The organism is Larkinella harenae (genome assembly GCF_054780515.1).
The window spans coordinates 893,268-914,929 of record NZ_BAAGWE010000001.1; the positions used below are offsets into that span (position 1 = coordinate 893,268).

General features: G+C 52.0%; 15 protein-coding genes. 11 read left to right on the forward strand and 4 right to left on the reverse strand.

Annotation, left to right across the window (positions count from 1 at the left end; translation table 11 throughout):
* Window positions 1–102 precede the first annotated feature (102 nt).
* Window positions 103–618, forward strand: a complete 516-nt coding sequence (locus ACYVH9_RS03680; RefSeq protein WP_460634939.1) for a hypothetical protein — start codon at window positions 103–105, stop codon at window positions 616–618.
* Between the two features lie 82 nt (window positions 619–700).
* On the opposite strand, the gene ACYVH9_RS03685 is transcribed toward ACYVH9_RS03680, so the two are convergent.
* From ACYVH9_RS03685 to ACYVH9_RS03695, 3 genes are all read right to left on the reverse strand, one after another.
* Window positions 701–2,776 (reverse strand): prolyl oligopeptidase family serine peptidase, encoded by a 2,076-nt coding sequence (locus ACYVH9_RS03685; protein ID WP_460634940.1) that lies wholly within the window; start codon window positions 2,774–2,776, stop codon window positions 701–703.
* A gap of 210 nt (window positions 2,777–2,986) precedes the next feature.
* Entirely contained in the window at window positions 2,987–4,432 is a 1,446-nt protein-coding gene (locus ACYVH9_RS03690; protein ID WP_460634941.1) for a SusD/RagB family nutrient-binding outer membrane lipoprotein, read from the reverse strand.
* Window positions 4,433–4,468: 36 nt separating this feature from the next.
* Window positions 4,469–7,726 carry a SusC/RagA family TonB-linked outer membrane protein gene (locus tag ACYVH9_RS03695; protein WP_460634942.1) on the reverse strand — a complete coding sequence of 1,086 codons (3,258 nt, stop codon included), beginning with the start codon at window positions 7,724–7,726 and terminating at the stop codon, window positions 4,469–4,471.
* Between the two features lie 378 nt (window positions 7,727–8,104).
* Between ACYVH9_RS03695 and ACYVH9_RS03700 the strand changes: the two genes are divergently transcribed.
* From ACYVH9_RS03700 to ACYVH9_RS03710, 3 genes are all read left to right on the forward strand, one after another.
* Entirely contained in the window at window positions 8,105–10,759 is a 2,655-nt protein-coding gene (locus ACYVH9_RS03700) for a putative Ig domain-containing protein (protein WP_460634943.1), read from the forward strand.
* Between the two features lie 297 nt (window positions 10,760–11,056).
* On the forward strand, window positions 11,057–14,221 hold the full coding sequence (locus ACYVH9_RS03705) for a ligand-binding sensor domain-containing protein (protein ID WP_460634944.1): 3,165 nt from the start codon (window positions 11,057–11,059) through the stop codon (window positions 14,219–14,221).
* An 18-nt stretch (window positions 14,222–14,239) separates the two neighbouring features.
* Window positions 14,240–14,575 carry a winged helix-turn-helix domain-containing protein gene (locus ACYVH9_RS03710; protein WP_460634945.1) on the forward strand — a complete coding sequence of 112 codons (336 nt, stop codon included), beginning with the start codon at window positions 14,240–14,242 and terminating at the stop codon, window positions 14,573–14,575.
* A 50-nt stretch (window positions 14,576–14,625) separates the two neighbouring features.
* Here the strand turns inward: ACYVH9_RS03710 and ACYVH9_RS03715 are convergent, their stop codons facing one another.
* A complete protein-coding gene (locus tag ACYVH9_RS03715) occupies window positions 14,626–14,814 on the reverse strand; it encodes a hypothetical protein (protein WP_460634946.1) in 189 nt (62 codons plus the stop codon).
* Between the two features lie 56 nt (window positions 14,815–14,870).
* On the opposite strand from ACYVH9_RS03715, the gene ACYVH9_RS03720 reads away from it, so the two are divergent.
* The 7 genes from ACYVH9_RS03720 (at window position 14,871) to ACYVH9_RS03750 (ending at window position 21,546) form a co-directional block, all read left to right on the forward strand.
* Window positions 14,871–15,635, forward strand: coding sequence for a ferritin-like domain-containing protein (locus ACYVH9_RS03720; protein WP_460634947.1), 765 nt, complete (start codon window positions 14,871–14,873; stop codon window positions 15,633–15,635).
* 15 nt (window positions 15,636–15,650) lie between these two features.
* Window positions 15,651–16,487, forward strand: a complete 837-nt coding sequence (locus ACYVH9_RS03725) for a ferritin-like domain-containing protein (RefSeq protein WP_460634948.1) — start codon at window positions 15,651–15,653, stop codon at window positions 16,485–16,487.
* 318 nt (window positions 16,488–16,805) lie between these two features.
* Window positions 16,806–17,174 carry a sugar 3,4-ketoisomerase gene (locus ACYVH9_RS03730; RefSeq protein WP_460634949.1) on the forward strand — a complete coding sequence of 123 codons (369 nt, stop codon included), beginning with the start codon at window positions 16,806–16,808 and terminating at the stop codon, window positions 17,172–17,174.
* Window positions 17,171–18,259: a DegT/DnrJ/EryC1/StrS family aminotransferase gene (locus ACYVH9_RS03735; protein ID WP_460634950.1), complete on the forward strand. Its 1,089-nt coding sequence runs from the start codon at window positions 17,171–17,173 to the stop codon at window positions 18,257–18,259. The genes ACYVH9_RS03730 and ACYVH9_RS03735 overlap by 4 nt, the downstream gene beginning before the upstream one ends.
* 2 nt (window positions 18,260–18,261) lie before the next feature.
* The gene (locus tag ACYVH9_RS03740) at window positions 18,262–19,227 is read left to right on the forward strand and encodes a glycosyltransferase family 2 protein (protein WP_460634951.1); all 966 of its coding nucleotides are present in this window, start codon (window positions 18,262–18,264) and stop codon (window positions 19,225–19,227) included.
* Window positions 19,208–19,930, forward strand: coding sequence for a class I SAM-dependent DNA methyltransferase (locus ACYVH9_RS03745; protein WP_460634952.1), 723 nt, complete (start codon window positions 19,208–19,210; stop codon window positions 19,928–19,930). Before ACYVH9_RS03740 ends, ACYVH9_RS03745 begins: the two co-directional genes overlap by 20 nt.
* Entirely contained in the window at window positions 19,930–21,546 is a 1,617-nt protein-coding gene (locus tag ACYVH9_RS03750; RefSeq protein WP_460634953.1) for a hypothetical protein, read from the forward strand. The genes ACYVH9_RS03745 and ACYVH9_RS03750 overlap by 1 nt, the downstream gene beginning before the upstream one ends.
* The last annotated feature ends 116 nt before the right edge of the window (window positions 21,547–21,662 follow it).

Consider the following 21,662-nt stretch of genomic DNA (forward strand, 5'->3'; position numbering starts at 1 on the left):
CGATTTTCAACCGAAAACGAACAACTACCCCCTTGCCTCTTGTAAGAAGGGAATAATCTCCCTTATTTTGGCTCAAGTTTTACATCTAACTCATTCATACTAATGAAAAAAATTCTCTCTTCTCTCCTAGTAATGGCCCTGCTGTTGGTCGGCACAAAGTCATTTGCGCAAATGCCCATCGATAAAGGCACTAAATTCCTAAACGCCGGGATCGGTGTCGGCGGCTGGGGTGGCATCGGCTTTGGTGGGGGCGGTATCGGCCTTGGAGCTTCGTTTGATCTTGGGGTAGCTAAAAATATTACAGTTGGTGCACTGGGTGCTTTTCGCGGTTACAGCGGCTATGGTTCTTACTATAGCATTGGTGTACGGGGGGCGTATCACTTCAATGAATTGTTGCAATTAGACAATGACAAAGTTGATTTATACGCTGGACTTGGCTTGCTCTATAGTGGCTGGACTTGGAATAGTAATTACGCTGGTTTTCGCGGCTCTTATGGCGGTGTTGATTTAGGTGGCCACATTGGTGGACGGTATTTATTCACCGACAACATCGGGGCTTTTGCGGAAGTTGGTTTTGGAGTTGCACCACTTCAATTGGGCGTAACCTTCAAATTCTAAGCGAATTGATAAAACAGAAAACCGCCGGAAGCGATCTTCCGGCGGTTTTCTGTTTTAAGACAGACTGTTTACTCGCTTGGTCTTACTTCGTTAAACTCGTCACGCCCATATTCCAGAGCGTGAAGGCGTAAATATCCGCCATCATCTCAATATACTTTTTCGTATTGCTGGCCCCGTGGCCCGAATTGGTTTCGATCCGAATCAGAACGGGGTTCGTGCCTTTGTATTTTTCCTGCAAGGTGGCGGCATATTTGAACGAGTGGGCCGGAACCACGCGGTCGTCGTGGTCGGCGGTGGTAACCATCGTGGCTGGGTACGCAATGCCTTCCTTTATATTATGAATGGGCGAATACCGGTAAATCGCCTTGAACTCTTCGGGGTTATCGCTACTGCCGTAGTCGCTCACCCAGCCCCAGCCGACCGTAAATTTATGAAACCGTAGCATGTCCATCACGCCCACCTGCGGAATGGCAACCCGAAACAAATCCGGCCGCTGGTTGATCACGGCACCCACCAGCAAACCGCCGTTGGAACCTCCGCGCAGGGCCAGCTTCTGCGGTGACGTATACTTCTGCGCAATCAGGTATTCGGCAGCCGCAATGCAATCGTCGAAGACATTCTGCTTTTTCAGCTTCATGCCCTGCTCGTGCCAGGTTTCGCCGTATTCGCTGCCTCCGCGCAGGTTCACCGACGCGTAAACACCGCCCTGCTCCAGAAAAGGAATCAGTAGCGCACTGAAAGCAGGGGTCAGGCTGACGTTAAAACCACCGTATCCGTAGAGCATCGTCGGGTTGTTGCCGTCGAGTTTCAGGCCCTTGCGGTAGGTCAGGAATAGGGGCACGCGCGTACCGTCTTTGCTGGTAAAAAACGCCTGCCTGGTTTCGTAATCGCCGGGCTGAAATTTGACTTCCGGCGCGCGAAACAGCGTTGTTTTCTGCGTAGCAATGTCGTAACGATAAATCGTGGCCGGAAAAGTGAACGACATAAATGTGTAGAAAACGAACTTGTCGTCGCGTTCCCCGCCAAAACCGCTTACTGTGCCCAGTCCGGGAAGTTTTACCTCGTTTTCGAGCTTTCCGTTCAGGTCATGGACGTAGATGCGGGACGTCGCGTCTTTGAGGTAATTGGTAAACAACTTGCCCCCGGCGGTATGCGCTTCGTCGAGTTTCTCCGGTTTTTCGGGAATCAGATTGCTGATGGCGCCGGTTTTGGGAACCACCCTGGATACCTTGTAATTCGGGGCGCCATTGTTGTGATACACCAGCAAATCACTACCGACGTTGTCGACCACCGAATAGTTGTATTTGAACCCTTCAAAAAGCCGTTTGAATTCTTTGTCGCCCGATTGAGCGTCTTTGTACCAGATTTCGGAGCCGTCGGTTCCTTCCGAAATGTTGAGAATCAAAAACCGTTCGTCTTCGGTTGTCTGGGCGAAGAAATACCGCAGCGGGTGCGCTTTGTCTTCATAAATCAGCTGATCCTGCGCTTGCGGGGTTCCCTGCCGGTGGAAGTACACTTTCATGAACTCGTTTTTCGACGATAATTCCTGCCCGGCGGCTGGTTTGTCATAACGACTGTAGTAAAAACCGTTGCCTTGCCAGGCCGCTCCCGTAAATTTCACCCATTCAAGTTTATCAGGTAGCGTCTGGAGCGTCTGCATGTCCATCACGAAAATCTCCTGCCAGTCGGAACCGGCTTTGGATAGGGCGTAAGCCGCATACCGACCGTCTTTTGAGAGGTTGAAGCTGGTCAGGCGCGTGGTACCGTCGGCTGCAAGCTTGTTGGGGTCGATCACCACCTCGGGTTTGCCCTCCAGGCCTTTCTGCCGGTACAGCACCGACTGGTTTTGCAACCCGTCGTTTTTGTAAAAGTAAAACCAGTCCCCTTTGCGGCTCGGTGCCGAATAGCGCGGGTAATTGATGATTTGCTCAAGCCGGTTTTCGAGCTGTTTTCGGTACGGAATCTGTTCCAGATAGCCGAACGTTACGGCGTTCTGCGCTTTTACCCAGGCTTCGGTTTCGGCGGAGCGGTCGTCTTCCAGCCAACGGTACGGATCAGAAATTTTGGTGCCGTGGTAGTCGTCAATCTGCTCGGCTTTACGCGTCTGCGGGTATTTGATCGAATTCGATTGGGCCAATGCCCCGGAAACTTCAAGCATAAGTACTAAGCCGGTCAATAACGGTTTTAGCATGATTTGGTAGAATAGGTTACGCACAAAGCCGATTGATAAGTTCAAAAAGCCGTTCTGAAACTACAAAAAAAGGCGCAAACCGTATGCGAAAATCGGCGCTTCCGGATTGGATAAAACAAAATGTCCCGTTGCCAACTAGGTTGGCAACGGGACAGGAAAAGTGAGAAGCGAACGTTTTTAGTTAATATCCCACCAGTTTTTGGTGGCTTGCGTGTCCCCACCAATGCTTTTAGCCGCCTGCTCGCTGTTTACGGCATTGCTGGCGCGGCTACCGCTCGGGTATTTCAACCGTTTCGGAACATCCTTCACATCGGGGTCCAGACTGCCCGAAGCCGGATTGATGAACAAAATGCTGCCATCCGGTTTTTTAGGATCCAGCCGCAGCCGTTCGAGCCAGGCCTGTATGCCCTGCATGTAGAGGGCCAGCCACTTTTGCGTTCCGATGACATTTTTCCAGTTGCCCCCCTTGTACGGCACGCTTTCCAGGTAAGTCGCAACCGCTTTCGAATCGGTGACACCCCACTGCGTCATGGAGGCCGTTATGGCTTCGTTATACAGTTCCTCGGCGGTTTTTGTGCCCACATTCATGCCCCGAGCGGCTGCCTCGGCTTTGGCAAACGCAATTTCTGCGTACGTAATCATGTACCCTTTGGCCGAACCGCTGTAGGCAATCACACCCGGTTTGGAAAGGCCAATCATGGTGGGCGAATTGGCTTCCGTACCGTACACTTTGCCAATGTATTGTCCATTGGTTTCGTCCGGGCGGGCGAAGATCGTCAGGCGGGGGTCTTTGACGGCTTTCAGGTAATCGACCAGCGTCGACGACACGGCAAATTCAACCAGCGGACGTTCCACGTCGTTGTAGGGGAACCGGTTGGTCGCAGCAGCCGTGTTGTACGGGAAAAACGCATCCTGACTCACGCTGGTAAGCGTATTTTTTGCGGCATCTTCAATCACGGCTTTGGCTTCGGCGGGTTGAGCGTCAGCCATGCGCAGGGCAATCCGAATCCGCAGCGCATTGCCAATTCGCACCCACTGTTGGGCGTTGCCGTTGGCAATAATATCACCCCGAATAGCGCCGGATGGGGCATTCTGGAGAATGTCCACCTGCTTTTTCAGCGAGGCCAGCAGCGCGGTGTACACATCCTTGCCTTTGTCATAAACGGGTTGCGGAATCTCGTCGCCCTGAAGGGCCTGCGAGTACGGAATATCGATGTACACGTCGGTCAGGACGTGAAACAGCCAGGCTTTCAGGATTTCGGCAACGGCCAGCGTACTCGCGCTGCTTTCGCCCGGATGCCGTTCGTAATAATGTGCAATTTCCTGCAAATCCATTAATGGACCAGCGTAGAGACCCGACCACAAGCCGTCGTTGGTGAATAAAAACCGTCCGTCGGAAGTTTTGTCGGTACCCATCCAGTACTGCGAAAGTTCCATTCCGATGCGCCCGTTGAAATACGAGTCATACAGCAGGTCCGACGCGCGCTTTTCGGCGTTGGCCAGCAAAAATTCCGGCTGGGTTTCGCTGGATCGGGCCGGATCGGTGTTTAATTCTTCAAAATTATTGCAGCCCGCCAACGTGAGGAATAAGGCCGCTAGCCACGCTTTATTAATTAATTTCATGTTGCTGAATGTTAGATTGACAGGGCAGTCCGGCCCTTAAAAAGTCAGGTTTAGGTTGACACCGTAGCTCCGTACTGGCGGCAGTGCACCGCCTTCAAAGCCGATCTGATTTCCGATGGAATTGGTAATGTTGGCCGGGTCTACGTTCGGCGCATTGCTCTTGATGAGCCACAGGTTACGGCCCGTCAGCGTCAGCCGCAGCGCCTGCATCCGGAGCCGCTTGGCAAGGGCCTCCGGGAAATTCCAGCCCAGCCGGACTTCACGCAGGTAAATAAAGCTGCCATCGTACAGATTGGCTTTGCTGATGCGGTTTCCGCCGTCGGCGTTGAAATGAGTGCGGGCCGTAATGACAACGTCATTCGGGCTGCCATCTTCCTTCACACCCGGGTTGATCAGGCCATTTTCACGAATACCGTTTTCGGCCGTTTCTTCAAACATCCCGGATTTGTTACCGTACAGGTTGGTGTAGGAGAAGAAGTCCCCACCTTTCTGAAAGTCAACTAAGGCTGACAGATACAGGGCTTTGTAACTGAAGGTATTGGACAAGCCGCCGATGAAATCCGGGTTGGCATCGCCAATGATGACCGGAGTTGGCGTTACGTTATAGGTTCCGTTGGCACCCACGGTTTTGTTGCCATTGGCGTCGTAAACGTAGTCGGTGCCGAGCATGGTGCCGAGCGACATGCCTTTCTGGGCCACCATTGACACTTTATTGGTCCGCCGTTCCGTACCGATTACAAACCGTTCGATGCCCTGGATATTATCCGTGTTCAGGTCCAGAACGGTGTTCCGGTTGCGGGAGAAGTTTAGAGCAGCCCGCCAGCTGAAGTTCCGCGTGGTGACGGGCGCGACTGAAAGCGTCAGCTCGATTCCCTTGTTCTGAACCGTGCCACCGTTGACGACCTTGGTTGTAAAACCGCTTTCGGCCGGAATCTGCACGTTCCAGATCTGGTTTCGAGTCTGGCGGTCGTAATACGTAAAATTAATACCCAACAGTTCGTTGAAAAATTTGAGGTCAACGCCAGCTTCCACTTCCGACGAAAGTTCCGGTTTGAGTCGGCTGTTGAACAGCTTGTCGGAGGTGCTTTGCAGCGGGAAGGTGCTAAACGGCGCTACGTAATCGTAATACCGGGATACGCTGTAGGGATCGGCGTCGTTACCCACCTGCGCGTACGATAACCGGGCTTTCCCCTGGGTGAGCCAGCGGGTTTTGGGCATCACATCCGTGAAGATGAACGAACCGGCGATGGACGGGTAAAAATAAGAGTAATTGCCGGTTTGGAACAACGTCGAAGCCCAGTCGTTCCGGCCCGTAGCCGTCACGTACAAAAACCGCTTATACCCGACGGTTGCCGACGCGAAAAGCGAGTTGGTTTGCCGGTTGCCAAAAGCGTTCGAAACCGTTGCAGGTGTTACCGAATTCTGGAGAACGTAAACGCCAGGGTTCTGAAGGCCCCCATTGGTATTGCCCGCGTCTATACTGGCATTGATGTCGAGGATGTTACCCCCGGCTACGGCTTCCAGACTCAGGTCGGAATTCAGGAACGTTTTATTGATATTGACCGTCGCCTGGTAGTTCGTTTCGTGGTTGACGGCCACCCGCTTAGTGTATCCACCGACAAAAAAGCCCTTGGCATTCCGGGTTTCGTCGAGGTGATTCAGGTAATCGGAGAACACCCGTAGGTCGGTGGAAAGCCAGTCGTTGATTTTATAGGTCAGACCGGCGTTGCCGAAGTAGCGGGTATTCTGGTCGGTATTGTAGTTTTCGTACTGATTCCAGTACGGATTTTGCGTGAAAGCCGGTTTCTGGATGTTCCAGGCCGTCCGGTTCCACGATTGTTCGGTGCCGTCGGCGTATTTATAATTTCTCAAGTACGCATCATCGATCTGCCGCTGGCCGTACATGACGTAAAAGAGCATGGGGTTGTTGCCGAAGAAACCGGTGCCCGGGCGTCCTTTGGAACGGTCGTTGACAAAATTGATTCCCCCGCTGAAGGTGAATTTTTCGGTAAATTTATAGACCGTGTTCAGGCTCATGAAAAACCGTTTCAGGTGGCTGCCGGGGTAAATAAAGTTCTGGTTGGTGTTGCCCAGCGAAAACCGGATCGAACCTTTGTCAGTGCTACTGGCGACCGATAAGTTATTCGAGAACGTCACGCCGGTTTTGAAGAAATCCTTTGCGTTGTCCGGATGGGCGCTCCAGGGGGCGGTTTTTCCGAAGTTCGGGTTGTTGCGGTCCTGATCCCACGACCAGTAGTGCCGGACCAGCCTGCCATCGAGCATGGGTCCCCAGGATTCATCAACGCCGTATTCCGGAATCAGGTCGTATTTGCCTTTGCCGTCGTTGTCATCATACGTACCTCCGCCCGGCAGAAAACCGCTTGGATTCTGGTTGACGTACAATTTGGTGAAGTTGGGGCTACCCCCTCCGCCGTACTTATTCTGCAGGTTGGGTAACAGCGAAACCTGATCAATCTGCACGTTTAGATCATAATTCAGCGACAGATTGCCCGACCCTTTTCCGGATTTGGTGGTGATGTAAATCACCCCGTTTTGCCCCCGGCTGCCGTAGAGTGCCGTGGCTGCGGCTCCTTTCAGTACCGAAATGTTTTCAACATCGTTGGGGTTGAGCAACTGTGCCGGGTTGCCGTAATCGTAGCCACCCCCGCCAGTGCCCTGTCCGCCCGTGACGCCGTAGGAGTTCAGGTTCATGTTGGCCATCGGAACACCGTCGACGATAAACAGGGCGTTGTTGTTACCGGAAATGGACTTCAAGCCGCGGATGGTTACCCGCGACGAACCGCCCATCGAACCGCTGTTGCCGCCAATTTGTACCCCGGCCAGCTTGCCTTGTAACGAGTTGATGAAGTTGACTTCGCGGGCTTCCTGAATGCCGCTGCCGTCGATTTGTTGAATGGCATACCCCACATTGCGGGTGTTGCGCTGAACCCCCAGGGCCGTTACCACCACTTCATTCAAATTTTTAACGTCGGGCAGCAGCTTGATCGTTACTTTCGACATCGCGGGCGTTAGCTCCACTTCCTGGGTTTGAAAACCGATGGACGACACCGCCAGCGCTTGTTTGCCGGCCGGAACCGAGATTGAGAAATTCCCGTCGCCATCGGTTGTGGTTCCGGTTGCACTACCTTTAATTACCACATTGGCACCGGGAATGGCCGCATTCGCTTCATCAACAATCTTTCCGGTGACCTGCCGGGACTGCGCATGGACATGAGCCACGCAAAGTAATAGCCCGGCAAGCAGCAGCAGGCAATTACATAGAGTTTTTTTCATGGGTTTAGTCTTGGAAAATTTCAAGATATTTTTGGCAATAATACGTAATATCCTGGTGCAAAACTCATGACAACTTATAATAATATGTTTGGCAGATTATCAGACTTGAGCCTAGCCTGGTATTCGGAAAGCGGTTGAATAGTATAAACTTTTCGGGGCAGTAGAGAGCTAACGGCAAAACCGTTTTATTTGGCTTCTTTTTTAGTAAATCAGCCGTGCTTTTTATAAGGAAATGTTACTAGAACGATCAAGAGGTTACCCTGCTGAGATAGGCCAGTTTACAAAAAATAAAAATGTATGGAAATAAGTAATTATCTCCATTTTTATATCCTACTTTCGTAGTTGATTCACGTTCTCTCACTGCACAACCAAGACTGTATGCCAAAAAAACTACGTTCTATTTTCGGAATTTTATTGATGTTGCTGGTTTGTACCGCTTCGCTGTACGCTCAGGTGGCCGTTTCGTGGCCCCAAAACGGTATGGTTTTTCAGCGGGGTCAGGACAATAAAACCAGTGTAAAAATTATTGTCACTTCAACCAACGGTCAGCCCATCACATCCCTGCAATTGCTGTTTTACAAATACGCGCTGGCGGGTGGCACACAGGGGCCTTTGAACCCGGTAACGGGAAATTCGCAAAGCTGGACAACCGTACCCATTTCGGGCGGTGGAAGTTGTCAGGTGACGGCCCAAATCGACATCGCGGGCGGTATGTATAAGGTTCGGGCCAAGGATAACCAGGGTCGTGAAACCGCCGATTTTGACCTTGGCGTCGGCGAGGTGTTTGTTATCGCCGGGCAATCCAACGCATCGGGAATCATCAATACCAATTATGCCCCCTACGAATCAGGCAACGCTACGTTTGTACGGTTTTTTAATGAAAAGGATCAGAGCAACAATTTACAGGGGTTTGAAGAAAACGATCCGGGCAAATGTGCCGGTTGTCCGCTCAGTACGCTTTCTTTTCAGTGGTATTGGGGCGGCCTGGGTAACAAATTGATTCAGGCGCTGAACGTGCCGGTGGCTTTTTATCAGAGCGCTATGTCGTCGACCAGCGTGGTAGAATGGCGGAACAGCAGCCAGAACCGAAATACACCGTTTTCAAACGGATCGCCCCGGTTTTTGAACGGTTTTCCGTACCGAAACCTGAAGAACTTTCTGACGGGTCGGGCGCGGCAAACGGGGTTACGGGCCGTTCTCTGGCATCAGGGCGAAAACGACCGGCGCGACGACGTGAACACGCCGAACGGTTCACCGACCAACTCGACCAGCGGGTTTCCGAGGGCAAGGCGGTATTTCGATGTACGGACGAATTCGATCAATACCTCGGAAAATGACGCCGATGTGTTGAATGAACTGATTGGCCAGAGCCGGTCGGATCTGGGAGCCGATGTTCCCTGGGTAGTGGCCCAGGCCAGCCATTTGCGGTCAATCGCCGATCCGCTGGTGCGGGAAGATCAGGTGCGGGTAATCGGTTATTCGAGTCATCAGAACAACAATCCTTCCGCTCCGCCAAAATCGTATGGCGACCCGTTTCCGTCGCCGTATGGCCGCTCGAATGTATTCACGGGCCCTAATACCGATCAGTTTGGGGATGGGCATCGGTTTCCGGAATCAGACCGTACTCACTTTAGCGTTCCGGGTCAGGAGCTGGTTGCAACGGAATGGTACAGATCACTCACCAACCTGTACAACGGACAGAACTTCTTCGGTCATTCAACGCCCATGCTAAACCGGGGCGACATCAGTGGTGTTTCGGCACCGGCGAGTTGCGGTACGACCCCACCACCAGTTGTGGCTGGCAATTTCGATGGATACCTGTACGGAGCCGAATGCGAAACCTTCCGGGGCTGGGTCTGGGACGCCAACCGGCCTAATACGCCCATCTCGGTGGAATTGCTGGATGGCAATACGGTTGTCGCGACCATGATCGCGGATGAATTCCGGCAGGATTTGCTGGGGGCGGGCAAAGGCGACGGGCGGCACGCTTTCCGTTACTACCTTGGTAACAACCTGAAAGATGGGCAGAAACATTCGCTATCGGCGCGTGTAGCAGGCGGTAATTTTACCCTGAAAGGAGGGCCTAAAGTGATCGAATGTCAGGGAACTGTAAACCCGAACCCAAATCCCAATCCCAACCCAAATCCAGCGAATAACCCACCGCAACCGCCTTCGGGACCCGTTTTATCAGCGACGCAGGGAGTCGGATTTTCGACCATTCTGCCCGCTTTTACCGATCCGGATGGCGAGTCGTTGACGTATAGTTTATCGCCCTTGCCGGGTGGTCTGAGCTTCGACGCGGGCAACCGTTCGCTGACGGGAACGCCCACCGTCAATGGCACATTCTCCCTGACCTACAAGGCCACCGATCCCCGTAATGGCACTGGAACCGTAACGGTTACGATCACCATTCAACCGCCTTCTTCTACCGTGGTGACGGGTAATTTTGACGGTTTTCTGGATAAAGTGGAGTGCGGCACCATGCGGGGCTGGGTGTGGGATAGCGACCGGCCTAATGCGGCCATGACGCTGGAGTTCTTTGCAAACGGCGTATCGATCGGTACGACGGTGGCCAACATTTTCCGGCAAGATCTGCTCGATGCCAGGAAAGGTAACGGAGTACACGCGTACAGCTTTACGACGCCAGCCCATCTGAAAAACGGAGCCACGTACCAGATTAGCGCCAAAGTGCAGAACAGCAATTATGTCCTGAAATTTGCCCCCAAACCGTTGACGTGTTCGTCGCCCGCAGCCCGGTTGTCGGCTGGTGCTGATGAAGGCAAGCTAGCGGTAACGATTGTGGGCAATCCGGTGGAAGAAACCGTTGAGGTGGAAATCCAGGGCGCTTCCGGACGTTTGCTCCAGCTGCAGCTGGTGGACTTGAACGGTCGGGTAATTACTGAACGTCAGGTGGAGGCCCCCAGCGTGGTAGAGCACCAGTCGATTCCGACGGGGCGCCAGTCGGCAGGTTTGTTGCTGTTGCGGGTTAGCAGTGGCCAACAGGTGATCATAAAGAAGGTAGTAAAGCGCTGATTTATAGTTGATAGAGTTTCAGCAGAGTCAGACCGGGCGATGTATGCTTTGTCTGGCTCTTTTATTTTTCAAGTTTTCCGCCAGCTGCTTCAGAAAGTGGGGGATTTTTACCGTTATTTAATTAGTGGGTTGATTATTAGTTAATTAAAGCTATACTCAGTTGCCTAGCAAACCAAGGTTAGTATAGCCATAATTACTTAGTGTATACTTAAATAGAGGGGCATTCGCCGAGTGGAGGTATTTGCAGGTTAGCAATCGATCTATTAATTTACCATGATGTTTCCGTTTCGGTGACAAATGAAACTAACCCCTCTCTCGTTCCTGCTCTTCTGGTTGGTAACCTTCGGGTCGCCAGGTGTTTCGGGAGCCGACAAAGACCCGTTAAACCGATCGCTCCGGATCGATCACATCGGTGTTGATGAAGGCTTGACGCAGGGTTCGGTGTATCATATGCTGAACGACAGCCGGGGATTTCTGTGGTTGGGTACGCAGGATGGATTAAACCGGTACGATGGGACACATTTTCGGCATTATCGGCCCAATCTGAACGATTCAACGGCGCTGGTCGGCATCAATGTTTCCGGAATTGTTGAAGACCGGAACGGGAATCTCTGGATTGGTACGGAGTACGGACTGAATTATTACGACCGGACTACCGACCGCTTTACCTGCCTGTATTCATACTCGAAAAACAAAAAACCGCTCAAGAGTAAAACGATTCCCTTCTACGCCAACGGGCAGGAGGTTCTGTATTACAGCGAAGCGGAAGGATTGGTTTCGTTGACGATCAAGACGCGCCGTAAGCTGGTGCTTGACCCGGCCATCCGGCCTACACACGAATACGACCAACTCAATTCAACGGTTCGGACCCCACTGGGCGATGTCTGGCTTCACGCGCCAACGGGTCTGATTCGGTATAACCTCTACGAGCGGAGAGCCCATTACTATTTCAGCAGTCACCCCGACAACGAAGCGGGGCCGTCTATGGGGGTTTTCTCGTTTCACTGCGATTCGGCGGGGGTTGTCTGGCTCGGAACGGCATCCGGGCTGGTGCGGTTTGAACCCCAAACGGGTCGTTACCAAACATTTGTGCCCGGCGCGGATCAGGTGCTCACTTCAATTTATAGCATTGCTGAAGATCATGAAGGGCGGTTGTGGCTTGGGACACAGCGCAATGGCATCTGGCTTTTTGATAAATCCGCTGGTCGCTTCAGCCAGGTTGGCGGTTTCACGAACAGCGCCCGAAAATTGTCCGACTACGAGATTTGCAAAATATACATTGATCGACAGGGTATTATCTGGGCCAATACTGACCCCGATGGATTGGCGCGAATTGTGCCGGGGAGTACTTTTTTTGGTGGAATGGCGGTTTCCCGCAACGAACCGCATGTTGACAAAGATCCGTCAACACTGAGCCATTTTGTGGTGCGGGGCTTTCTGGAAACGTCACCTACGGAAATGTGGATTGCCACCGAGCGGAGCCTGGATGTATTGGATCGATCGCAAAACCGGATCATTCGTCGGTACCTAACGCAGGCCAAAAACAGCGATCTGCCTTCCCGAACGCTCATTAAATGCCTTTACAGAGATCCTTCGGGACGTATCTGGGTGGGGACGAACGGGGGCGTTTTTACGTTTGACAAAGCCAAATCGACTTTTACCAAGATTCCGTTGCCGGGTTCTCCCCAGAGCAAGGTTGTCGAAAACTTTGTCCGCCGTCTGCTGGCCCTCGATCAAAATACGATGCTGGCCGCTACAGAAGATGGACTTTTTTTGCTCGATATCCGTCAGCGCAAGTTTTCGCTGCTGCCCACGATGGCCCACCAGAATATTTTCAGTCTGGCTCACGATCGGGCCGGCCGGTATTGGGTGGGGTCTTATTCGGCTGGGTTTTACTGTTACGAACGGGCTCCAATCGGGAAGGATCCGAGGCCACAGCGGGTGGTCAGGGGGCTGGATGGCTATACCGTGCTGTATTTTTACGAGGACCCGGTAAAACCGATTGTCTGGATGGCAACCGATAAAGGACTGGCAGCCTTTAATACCAAAACGGGTCGAATTCGTATTTATGACCACCGGCACGGTTTAACCAATACCTTTCTGTACGGTATTTTGCCGGATCATCAGAATCGCCTGTGGGTCAGCACAAACCGTGGCATTGCCTTCTTTAACCCGACCACGGAAACGTTCAAAACGTTTGATCTTTCCGATGGGTTGCAGGGCTATGAATTCAACGGAAATGCGTACTTCCGAACCCAGGATGGCGAACTGTTTTTTGGGGGTGTGAACGGCTTTAACCGGTTTTTTCCGGAACAATTCCGAACCAGTTCGTACATGCCCGCCGTTCATATTCACCAGTTTTCGGTGAACGAAGTGCCTTATCAGGTCAATGGCTATATCGGCGAAGTGACGCGGGTCGAACTGCCGTACAATCAGAATACCGTGGCCCTCGAATTTACTGCGCTGGATTACTACAGCAACGGGCGTAATCGCTATCAATATCAGTTGGTTGGGTATGACAATCATTGGGTGCAATCGGGCAACGATACCTACGTGCGTTATGCCAACCTGCCGCCGGGAACCTACACGTTTCGGGTCAGGGCCGCCAATAAGGATGGCCAGTGGAGCCCGCGGATCAAGCGATTGACGGTGATCATTCAGCCGCCCTTCTGGCAGCGAACCTGGTTTTTGGTTCTGGTTGCGGTCTTGATTGGAGCGGCCGGTTTTTACTGGCTGCGTCGGCGCGAAAACCGGATTCACCGGGCCCACCAGCAAAGCACGCGGCTAGCCGTTGAGTTGCAGGAGCAGATCAAGAAAAACCTGGCCCGTGACCTGCACGACGAAATTGGCACCCAACTGGCCACGCTGAAATTGTACGTCAGCCGCCTGTCTGATCCGCCGGGGCAACCGGGGCGGTCAACCTCCCTGAGCGACCTGGCGCGCCAGCTCATCAGCGACATCATTGCCAACATCCGCAACCTGCTGCGCGAACTAAGTCCCCGGACACTCGAGCAGTACGGTTATTCGGCGGCCGTGGAGGAGTTGCTTTCCCGGATTGATCAATCGACCCTTGAAACGCATTTCTGGGCTGATGAACTTCCTTCGCGGCTCAATGCTGAAACCGAGCTGATGCTGTACCGGATTACGCAGGAATTGCTGAACAATACACTCAAACACGCTAACGCGCGACAGGTGAGCATTCGGCTGGTGTATGAAGAGCCGCTGCTGAAATTATACTACAACGACGACGGGCAGGGATTCGATTACAAAGCGGCCCGGCAGGGCCTGGGCATTGGCAACATCGAATCGCGGGTGGCGTTGATCAACGGCGAGATCGACTGGCAATCGGCGCCGGGCGAAGGCACCCGTGCAACGGTGACATTGCAATTCCGGCCATCCAACCGGTTTTTATCACTCAACCGGCTGGAGCGGTCGTTTAAGAAAGTAACGGCCTTGTTTTAGCCGAGGTTCAATCGTGGCATGACAGATTTACGGATCAACGGACGGGTTTGGCTGGAGGCTCAGGAACGGTTTTTTGGCATTGGCCGCATGGAATTGCTGGAGCGAATTCAGCAGACGGGATCTATAAACCAGGCGGCTAAAGAAATGAAAATGTCTTATAAAAGAGCCTGGGATCTGGTTCAATCCATGAACAGCCAGGCCGACGCCCCACTCGTTAGCACCCAAACCGGTGGGGAGCGGGGTGGGGGCGCTATCGTGACAGATGAAGGAATTAAATACCTGACGTATTACCGGGGCCTTCAGGAACGTTTTCAGCAGTTTCTGGCGCAGGAACTTCACCATCTTCCCGGATAAGCGGAGCAATTGTCGGTAACGATCTTTGCGTATTTTACAGCTGACTAATGCTATTTATTGTATGTCTGATAAATGCGTTTGTCAGTGCCGCTGTTAAAATAAAAGAAAATTAATTTTTCGGTAAAACGGTCTTTTTCTGCGGCCTGATTGCTTTCCTTTTGTCCCGTTCCCTCGGTTATCTCCTTTTTAAAAAATAATTTACGGCTTTCGAAATCCAAAAATTGGGCTGCTTCGTTCATATGGTTGTCTTGCAAGAAGCACCATTTATACACCCAGTTTAAAATAATCTTTTCTTATGGAAGAATTAACCAGTACCTCTACTTCCCCAAAAGGTTCGAGCGTACCCACTATTCCATCGGTAGAACGTCGGATGTTTCTACGGGCGTTGGGACTTACTACGGTTTCGGCCTCCGCGTTCCTGGCAGCTTGTCAAAATTCAATCAATGAAACAGCTCCCCAACATTCTGGTGCCCGGATTTCGGCCGATGGGGTAAGTTTTGGTGAAGGCGATTTTGCCATTCTGAACTACGCATATGCCCTTGAGCAGCTGGAAACCGCTTTCTACATGGCTGTTATTGAGAAGAAAACGTTTGCGGCAGGTAGCAAGGAGGAAATGATTATGAAAGATATTCACGATCATGAGCTTATCCACCGGGAGTTTTTCAAGGCGGCCATTCCGGCCGACAAACGCATTGGCGAGCTGGAATTTGATGTGAGCAGCATCGACTTTACAAACCAACGGGAAGTATTGAACACGGCCCGGGTGCTGGAAGATACCGGGGTAGCGGCTTACAACGGAGCAGGTCCGCTGATTTCCAAAATGAACTCTATTTACCTGACGCTGGCCGGAAAAATCGTATCGGTAGAAGCCCGGCATGCTTCGCTGATTAGTTCACTGCTCCAACCCAATGGTGGTTTGTTTGCGGGTGATTACGTGGTTGACAACAACGGTTTGGAAAAAGCACTTACGGTAGCCGAAGTACTCGGTCGCGCCGGTAAGTACATCAAAACCGCAATCAATCCTGCTTCCCTGCTTGCCCTGGAATCATCCAAAAAATAAACCTGACGAACGACCATGAATCTCTTTGGAATATTTTCACACGTTGAAAAAGCAGATCCGGAAATTAGCGAAAAAATCGCCTATTCACGCCGGAAAATGCTAAAAACTACTTCGATTGCCGCTGCGGCAACGCCCATGTTTTTCTCTACGGTTGTCAACAAGGCGTTTGGCGAGACTACCGGTTGCGCTGGCGACGCCAAGGCCATTGTTGAGTATGCCTTAACGCTCGAATACCTGGAGCGCGATTTTTACCGGGCTGCGCAGTTTAAGTCAGGGCTGATTCCGGCTGTTGCACGGACGTACGTTGTGCAGATCGCCAAACACGAAGCCCAGCACGTCGATTTGCTGGAGGGCGTTTTGGGTCTGAAACCCAACCAGAAGCAGCCTAAATATAATATGGCTACGCTCAATGCGGCTCTGGCCGATTTTCCAACCTTCCTGACCTATGCGCAGGCCCTGGAAGATACGGGGGTGCGGGCGTATAAAGGACAGGCGGCTTGTTTACTGGAACAAGACACGGCGATGTCGAAAGTCGTATTGCCCGTGGCGCTGCGGATTCATTCCGTAGAAGCCCGGCACGCGGCAGCCGTTCGTCACATGAGAGGGTTGCGCGTATGGCCGTCGGCTCAACAAAATGGTGCTGGTGCCAGCCCGATGGTGTATGCCGATGAAGACATGGGGTCACAAGGGAACGTTAACCTCGTTGACTACTTCAATATGCAGGAAAATAAATCGAAACTGTATCTGCCCGATTGGTCGACTCAGTTAGTTTATGAAGCGTTCGACGAACCGCTGACAAAAGATCAGGTACTTGCCATTGCCGGCCCGTTCATTGAATCATTGCCGATGTAATTCAGTATTGTTTTTTACAAAAAGCCGACTGTTCAGGTCGGCTTTTTGTATTTATTACAGCCAGGATAAGTTGATTGGTTAATCCGGAAATTTAATGAAAAAATAATCTGGGTTTAATCAAAGATTGAAATAGAAATATTATGAATAAATGCTCATGTTATAGAATGTAGTTTTAGCAATTTTATTGTGAGATTATTGAGCCATACCAACCGTATAGTAGTTTTTTTTATAAAAAAGGATATAATTTTATGAGTTTCTACCAAGAACGAACTTAAGAGTAATAATCTACCTAATTTAACGCTAGAAACTACCATCTTTATGTCCAAGCTTGTACAGCTAAATACTTTCTCAATGGAGAAAGGTGATCTTACTGTATTTGAAAAAATACTACCTGGTGAACTAAAGCGAGCGTTTTACATCTACAATGTTGCTACTGTTGCCCAGCAACGGGCTTTACACGGCCACCGGAAGGAATCCAATGCATTAATTGCTTTGAATGGTAGGTGCCGGGTTTTTGTAACCAACGGAAAAGACGAATCGTACTTCTGCCTGAACCGGCCCGATGAATGCCTGGTGATTGAGCCCGGAGATTGGCATATCATTGATGAGTTTTCAAAAGAGACCATATTACTCGTACTTTCGAATGAGTACTATGATCCATCTGACTACTTTTACGATCGACCATGATTCCGCATCTGGACCTCAAGCAGGTCAATGAACCATATGCAGCGGCTTTGCAGGAAGCTGCGGCCCGGGTATTAGCTTCCGGATGGTATGTGTTGGGCCGGGAAGTTGAGGCTTTTGAAAAACAGTTTGCCACTTACTGTGGCGCAACCCATTGCATTGGGGTTGGCAACGGACTGGAGGCTATCGATCTGATTCTGCGGGCCTTCGATTTTCCACCGGGAAGCGAAATTATTATTCCGGCCAATACGTATATAGCTACCGTTCTGCCCATCACTGACCGCGGGCTTACCCCGGTTTGGGCGGAGCCTGACCCACACACGTATACCCTCGACGCCCGGCAGATTGAACCATTAATTACCGAAAAAACCCGGGCCATTGCGGTGGTGCATCTGTACGGACGTTGTTGCGATATGACGCCCATTCAGGCGCTGGCCGAAAAATACAACCTCAAGCTGATGGAGGATGCGGCTCAGGCTCACGGGGCCACGTACCGGCATCGAAAAGCCGGAAATCTGACCGATGCGGCAGCTTTTAGCTTTTACCCCACCAAAAACCTGGGAGCGTTGGGCGATGCGGGTTGTGTGGTTACCAGCGACGATGCCCTGGCGCATCGGGTTCGGTTGCTGCGTAATTACGGTTCGGAGCAGAAATACATTCACCAGATTCGGGGGTTAAACAGCCGCCTGGATGAGATACAGGCGGCCATCCTGAGCGTAAAGCTACCGCATCTGGATACCGACAACCTCCGACGGCAGGCACTGGCGTCCCGCTACCTGAACGAAATTCGACACTCCACCCTGACCCTGCCGCCCGCCGACCGGATTGATGAGGACGTCTGGCACCAGTTTGTGGTGCGGCATCCGGAGCGCGAATCCTTCATGACTTATTTGCGGCAGAAAGGAATCGGAACGGCGGTTCATTATCCGATTGCTCCACACCAGCAGGATGCCTACGCCGAGTACCGGCGTTTGCGGTTGCCCATCACCGAGCAACTGCACCGGGAAGTGTTGAGTCTACCGCTCAACCCGGCTTTGCGCGATGCCGAAGTCGAGTACATTATTCAAACCATTAACGAAGCACCGTAGCCATGTTACTTTCTGTCCTTATCCCGGTCTACAACAGTGAGCGTACGATTCTACCCCTGGTGGAGTGCCTCACCTACGAATTGGCGGCTTACCCGTTTGAAATAGTACTGGTCAACGATGGCAGCCGCGATGCCTCCGAAGAAATCTGCGAAAGCCTGGCGCAGACTTACGAACAGGTGCATTTTATATCCCTGCGCAAAAACTTTGGGGAGTTTCAGGCGGTGATGTGCGGCCTGAATCACGCCCGGGGCGAATTCTGCGTGATCATCGACGATGACTTTCAGAACCCTCCGCAGGAAATCATCAAGCTGCTGCGGGAAGCGCAACGGGGTGGCTACGATGTGGTCTATTCGCAGTACGAGGACAAGCAACACGCCTGGTTTCGGAACTGGGGAAGCTGGGTGGTTAACCGGATGACTACCTGGTTGTTAAATAAGCCGTCGGATCTGTATTTGTCCAGCTTCAAACTGTTGCGGCAGGAAGTGGTGCGGGAAATTATTCGCTACAAAGGGCCGTATCCGTACCTCGATGGGCTGATTTTTCAGGTAACCCGGAATGTGGGTCGGGTGTTCGTTACGCACGAAAAACGGCGGGAAGGCGGCTCTAACTACACAATCAAACGGCTCATTTCGTTGTTTCTGACTATTTTTTTCGGGTATTCGGTGCAGCCGCTCCGCTTGCTGACGCTGGCCGGAATGGGGCTGATCGGCTTTAGTTTACTGGCAGGTGTTGCCGAAGCGGTAGGATCATTTCTGCAGGCGCATCTACCCGAAACGGATCATCTGCTGTGGCTCAGTATCTGCTTCGGGGCTGGCCTTCAGCTTTTTGGCATGGGCGTACTGGGCGAATACGTGGGCAGGATGTTTATGATGCAAAGTGGGCTGCCGCAATACATCGTCAAATCGGAACATTTCAATTATGATCGGAAATCGGAGCGAGTACGAACGAATGTATCAAGTCGAGCGTGAGCTGTGGTGGTACCGCGTGCTGCATCAGAAAGTCATCCGGCAGGTTCAGGCGGCTTTCCCGGCCAATCATACCGTTCGGATTCTGGATGCGGGATGTGGCACGGGCGGTTTGCTGGATGCTTTCCGTCAGGCGGGCTACACCAATTTGACGGGATTCGATGCTTCGTCCGATGCGGTTGCGCTGGCCCGGGAGCGCAATGTGGCTGCCGAGTTGCACGACCTGCGGGCGCTGGACTGTTTTCACCCCGGCGAAAGCTTCGACGTCATTATTTGTAATGATGTGCTGTGTTATTTTACCGATTCCGAAATTGATCGGCTGATGCGCCTTTTCCGGCAACGATTGCGGCCGGGTGGAATATTTGTCAGCAACAACAACGCTTTTCCGGCGCTGCGGGGAACGCACGACATTGCCCTCAATATCGCCCGACGGTTTGTGCGGTCCGAATTTGCGCAGTTTGCAACGAAGGCCGGTTTTACGTTGGATCAGGCCGTGTACTGGAATTTTTTGCTAACTATACCGATCTGGTTTTTGCGGAAAACGCAGTTGTTTCTTCACCGCCTGAGCCGTCCGGATAACCTGGCTTCCGACGTGAAACTACCTCCTTTATGGATTAACAACCAAGTGTTGAGCCTTTTGCGGGTTGAAGAACAGTGGTTCGACGATCCGCCGTTTGGGAGTTCGCTTTTCGTTCAGATGCGTTGATGGAAAACGGAGTGTATGCGTTGCCGTTTCGTTTGATAATTGCGTGCGTGCTATTGGGCTGGAGTCTGGCGCTGGGCGGGCGGCTATTCCGGAAGGTTCGTCCACGGTTTTCCGGTCAATGGGCGGTTGGGATTTCGTTCGTCCTGTTTGTGCTGATTCGGATTCTTTATCGGTCTGATTACGAACAAAACGTTGACACCAGCACCTGGATCGCGTCGGCCCTTACCGTTGGCCAGTCCAGCAATCCATTTTATACGCTACTAACGGTTTCGGATGGCCGACCGCTGGGCGTATTGCCGCTGGCCCTGCTTGAAATTGCGGGTATTCCGCTCAGTTACGGCCTGACGGATTTCGCCGGTGTTTTGCTCTGGTGCCTGACTCTCTGGCTATTCTGGCGAATCTGCGCTGCGTACCTCGACGAAGCGGTTGCCACCGTTTTGCTTTGGCTGCCGTTGCTGCTGCTGAGCACCATCTGGTACCACGATTTTGCCAGTTTCAACACCGAAGTAACGGGCAATCTGTGGCTGATTGTGGGATTATATGGCCTGCTGCGAATCGAATCTAAACCGGTGTCTCGCGTGGTCTTGATTGGATTTTGGCTGGGATGCCTGCCCTTTGTCAAATTTCAAACTGTACCAATGGGTCTGGTCTTCGGGCTGTTTGCCGCCTGGAAGCTCTACCGGTCCAGCCGTTTTGGGGCGCTAGTGGCAGTGTTGGGCGGGGCGTTGTTGCCCGTGTGTCTGCTAACGGTTTTTTACGCGGCTCATGACGATCTGGAATCGTTTTGGGGTGATTATTTCAGCAATTATTTTGTGTATTCCTACACGACGGAGTATTCTGCTTTGTCGGGTTGGGAGCGGTTCTCGCCGGGTCGGATGGCTCGCTTTGTTTTCCATTCCTACAAAGTGGCCGGATACTGGATCGGTATTCTGGGGGCCATGCTGGTGGGCGTCTGGCGCTTTCGACATGGCCCGGTTTTCCAATCGGTCGATCAGCGGGGACGGTTCTGGCTGGGACTGGGTTGGCTGCTGGCGAGCCTGTACGCCGTTTTGCAGGCTGGTAATCCATATCCGCATTACCAGCTTTTTCTCATTTTTTCGAGCTTGTTTGTGCTCGCGGTTTTGCTCGAAATCAACGGTTTTTCGACCGTTCGGCGAATGGTTGTCCTGAGTCTTGGGTTGGTGCTGGTACAGGCTGCGGTGAATGCATTTTACCGCGCGCCAATTCCCCGGCATCCCGGCGAACCGTTATTCCGGCAACTGGCCACCGAAATCCGGCTCCGAGGCCAGCCGAACGAACCCGTCGTGTTGTGGGGTTACCTCGACCGGCTGTACGTCTACGCCCGCCGACCGATGGGATATCGGTCGTCCAATACCTTTTGGGTCTACGCACCGACCTCGACGCAACCCTACCGCATTCAGCAATTTCTGAGTGATCTGGAACAGACCCGGCCGCGTCTGTTTGTCGATGTGATGTCGCCCCGGATTGCCCCTTTTTCTGATCCGGCGTACCAGTTCGAGCGAATTCCGGCCGTTCGCGACTACATTCATCAACATTACCGGCTGGTCAAAACCGTTGAAGATGTGCGGATTTTCGAACGGATCAAGAATAAGTAAGGCTGGATTGGTAGATTAATTAACATAATGTTACTAATATAAAATATAACTAAACAGAGAAATTTATTTTTAAATATCCTTGTTTGTGCTTGAAGTTTGTCTTAAAATTGCTCGCA

Bases quoted from the DNA above. Each gene is read 5' to 3' on its own strand.
- ACYVH9_RS03735 (WP_460634950.1), top strand. From the start codon at position 17,171: ATGATTCCGCATCTGGACCTCAAGCAGGTCAATGAACCATATGCAGCG.
- ACYVH9_RS03745 (WP_460634952.1), top strand. From the start codon at position 19,208: ATGTATCAAGTCGAGCGTGAGCTGTGGTGGTACCGCGTGCTGCATCAG.
- ACYVH9_RS03685 (WP_460634940.1), bottom strand. From the start codon at position 2,776: ATGCTTGAAGTTTCCGGGGCATTGGCCCAATCGAATTCGATCAAATAC.
- ACYVH9_RS03725 (WP_460634948.1), top strand. From the start codon at position 15,651: ATGAATCTCTTTGGAATATTTTCACACGTTGAAAAAGCAGATCCGGAA.
- ACYVH9_RS03710 (WP_460634945.1), top strand. From the start codon at position 14,240: ATGACAGATTTACGGATCAACGGACGGGTTTGGCTGGAGGCTCAGGAA.
- ACYVH9_RS03740 (WP_460634951.1), top strand. From the start codon at position 18,262: ATGTTACTTTCTGTCCTTATCCCGGTCTACAACAGTGAGCGTACGATT.
- ACYVH9_RS03715 (WP_460634946.1), bottom strand. From the start codon at position 14,814: ATGAACGAAGCAGCCCAATTTTTGGATTTCGAAAGCCGTAAATTATTT.
- ACYVH9_RS03720 (WP_460634947.1), top strand. From the start codon at position 14,871: ATGGAAGAATTAACCAGTACCTCTACTTCCCCAAAAGGTTCGAGCGTA.
- ACYVH9_RS03750 (WP_460634953.1), top strand. From the start codon at position 19,930: ATGGAAAACGGAGTGTATGCGTTGCCGTTTCGTTTGATAATTGCGTGC.
- ACYVH9_RS03695 (WP_460634942.1), bottom strand. From the start codon at position 7,726: ATGAAAAAAACTCTATGTAATTGCCTGCTGCTGCTTGCCGGGCTATTA.
- ACYVH9_RS03690 (WP_460634941.1), bottom strand. From the start codon at position 4,432: ATGAAATTAATTAATAAAGCGTGGCTAGCGGCCTTATTCCTCACGTTG.
- ACYVH9_RS03705 (WP_460634944.1), top strand. From the start codon at position 11,057: ATGAAACTAACCCCTCTCTCGTTCCTGCTCTTCTGGTTGGTAACCTTC.
- ACYVH9_RS03680 (WP_460634939.1), top strand. From the start codon at position 103: ATGAAAAAAATTCTCTCTTCTCTCCTAGTAATGGCCCTGCTGTTGGTC.
- ACYVH9_RS03700 (WP_460634943.1), top strand. From the start codon at position 8,105: ATGCCAAAAAAACTACGTTCTATTTTCGGAATTTTATTGATGTTGCTG.
- ACYVH9_RS03730 (WP_460634949.1), top strand. From the start codon at position 16,806: ATGTCCAAGCTTGTACAGCTAAATACTTTCTCAATGGAGAAAGGTGAT.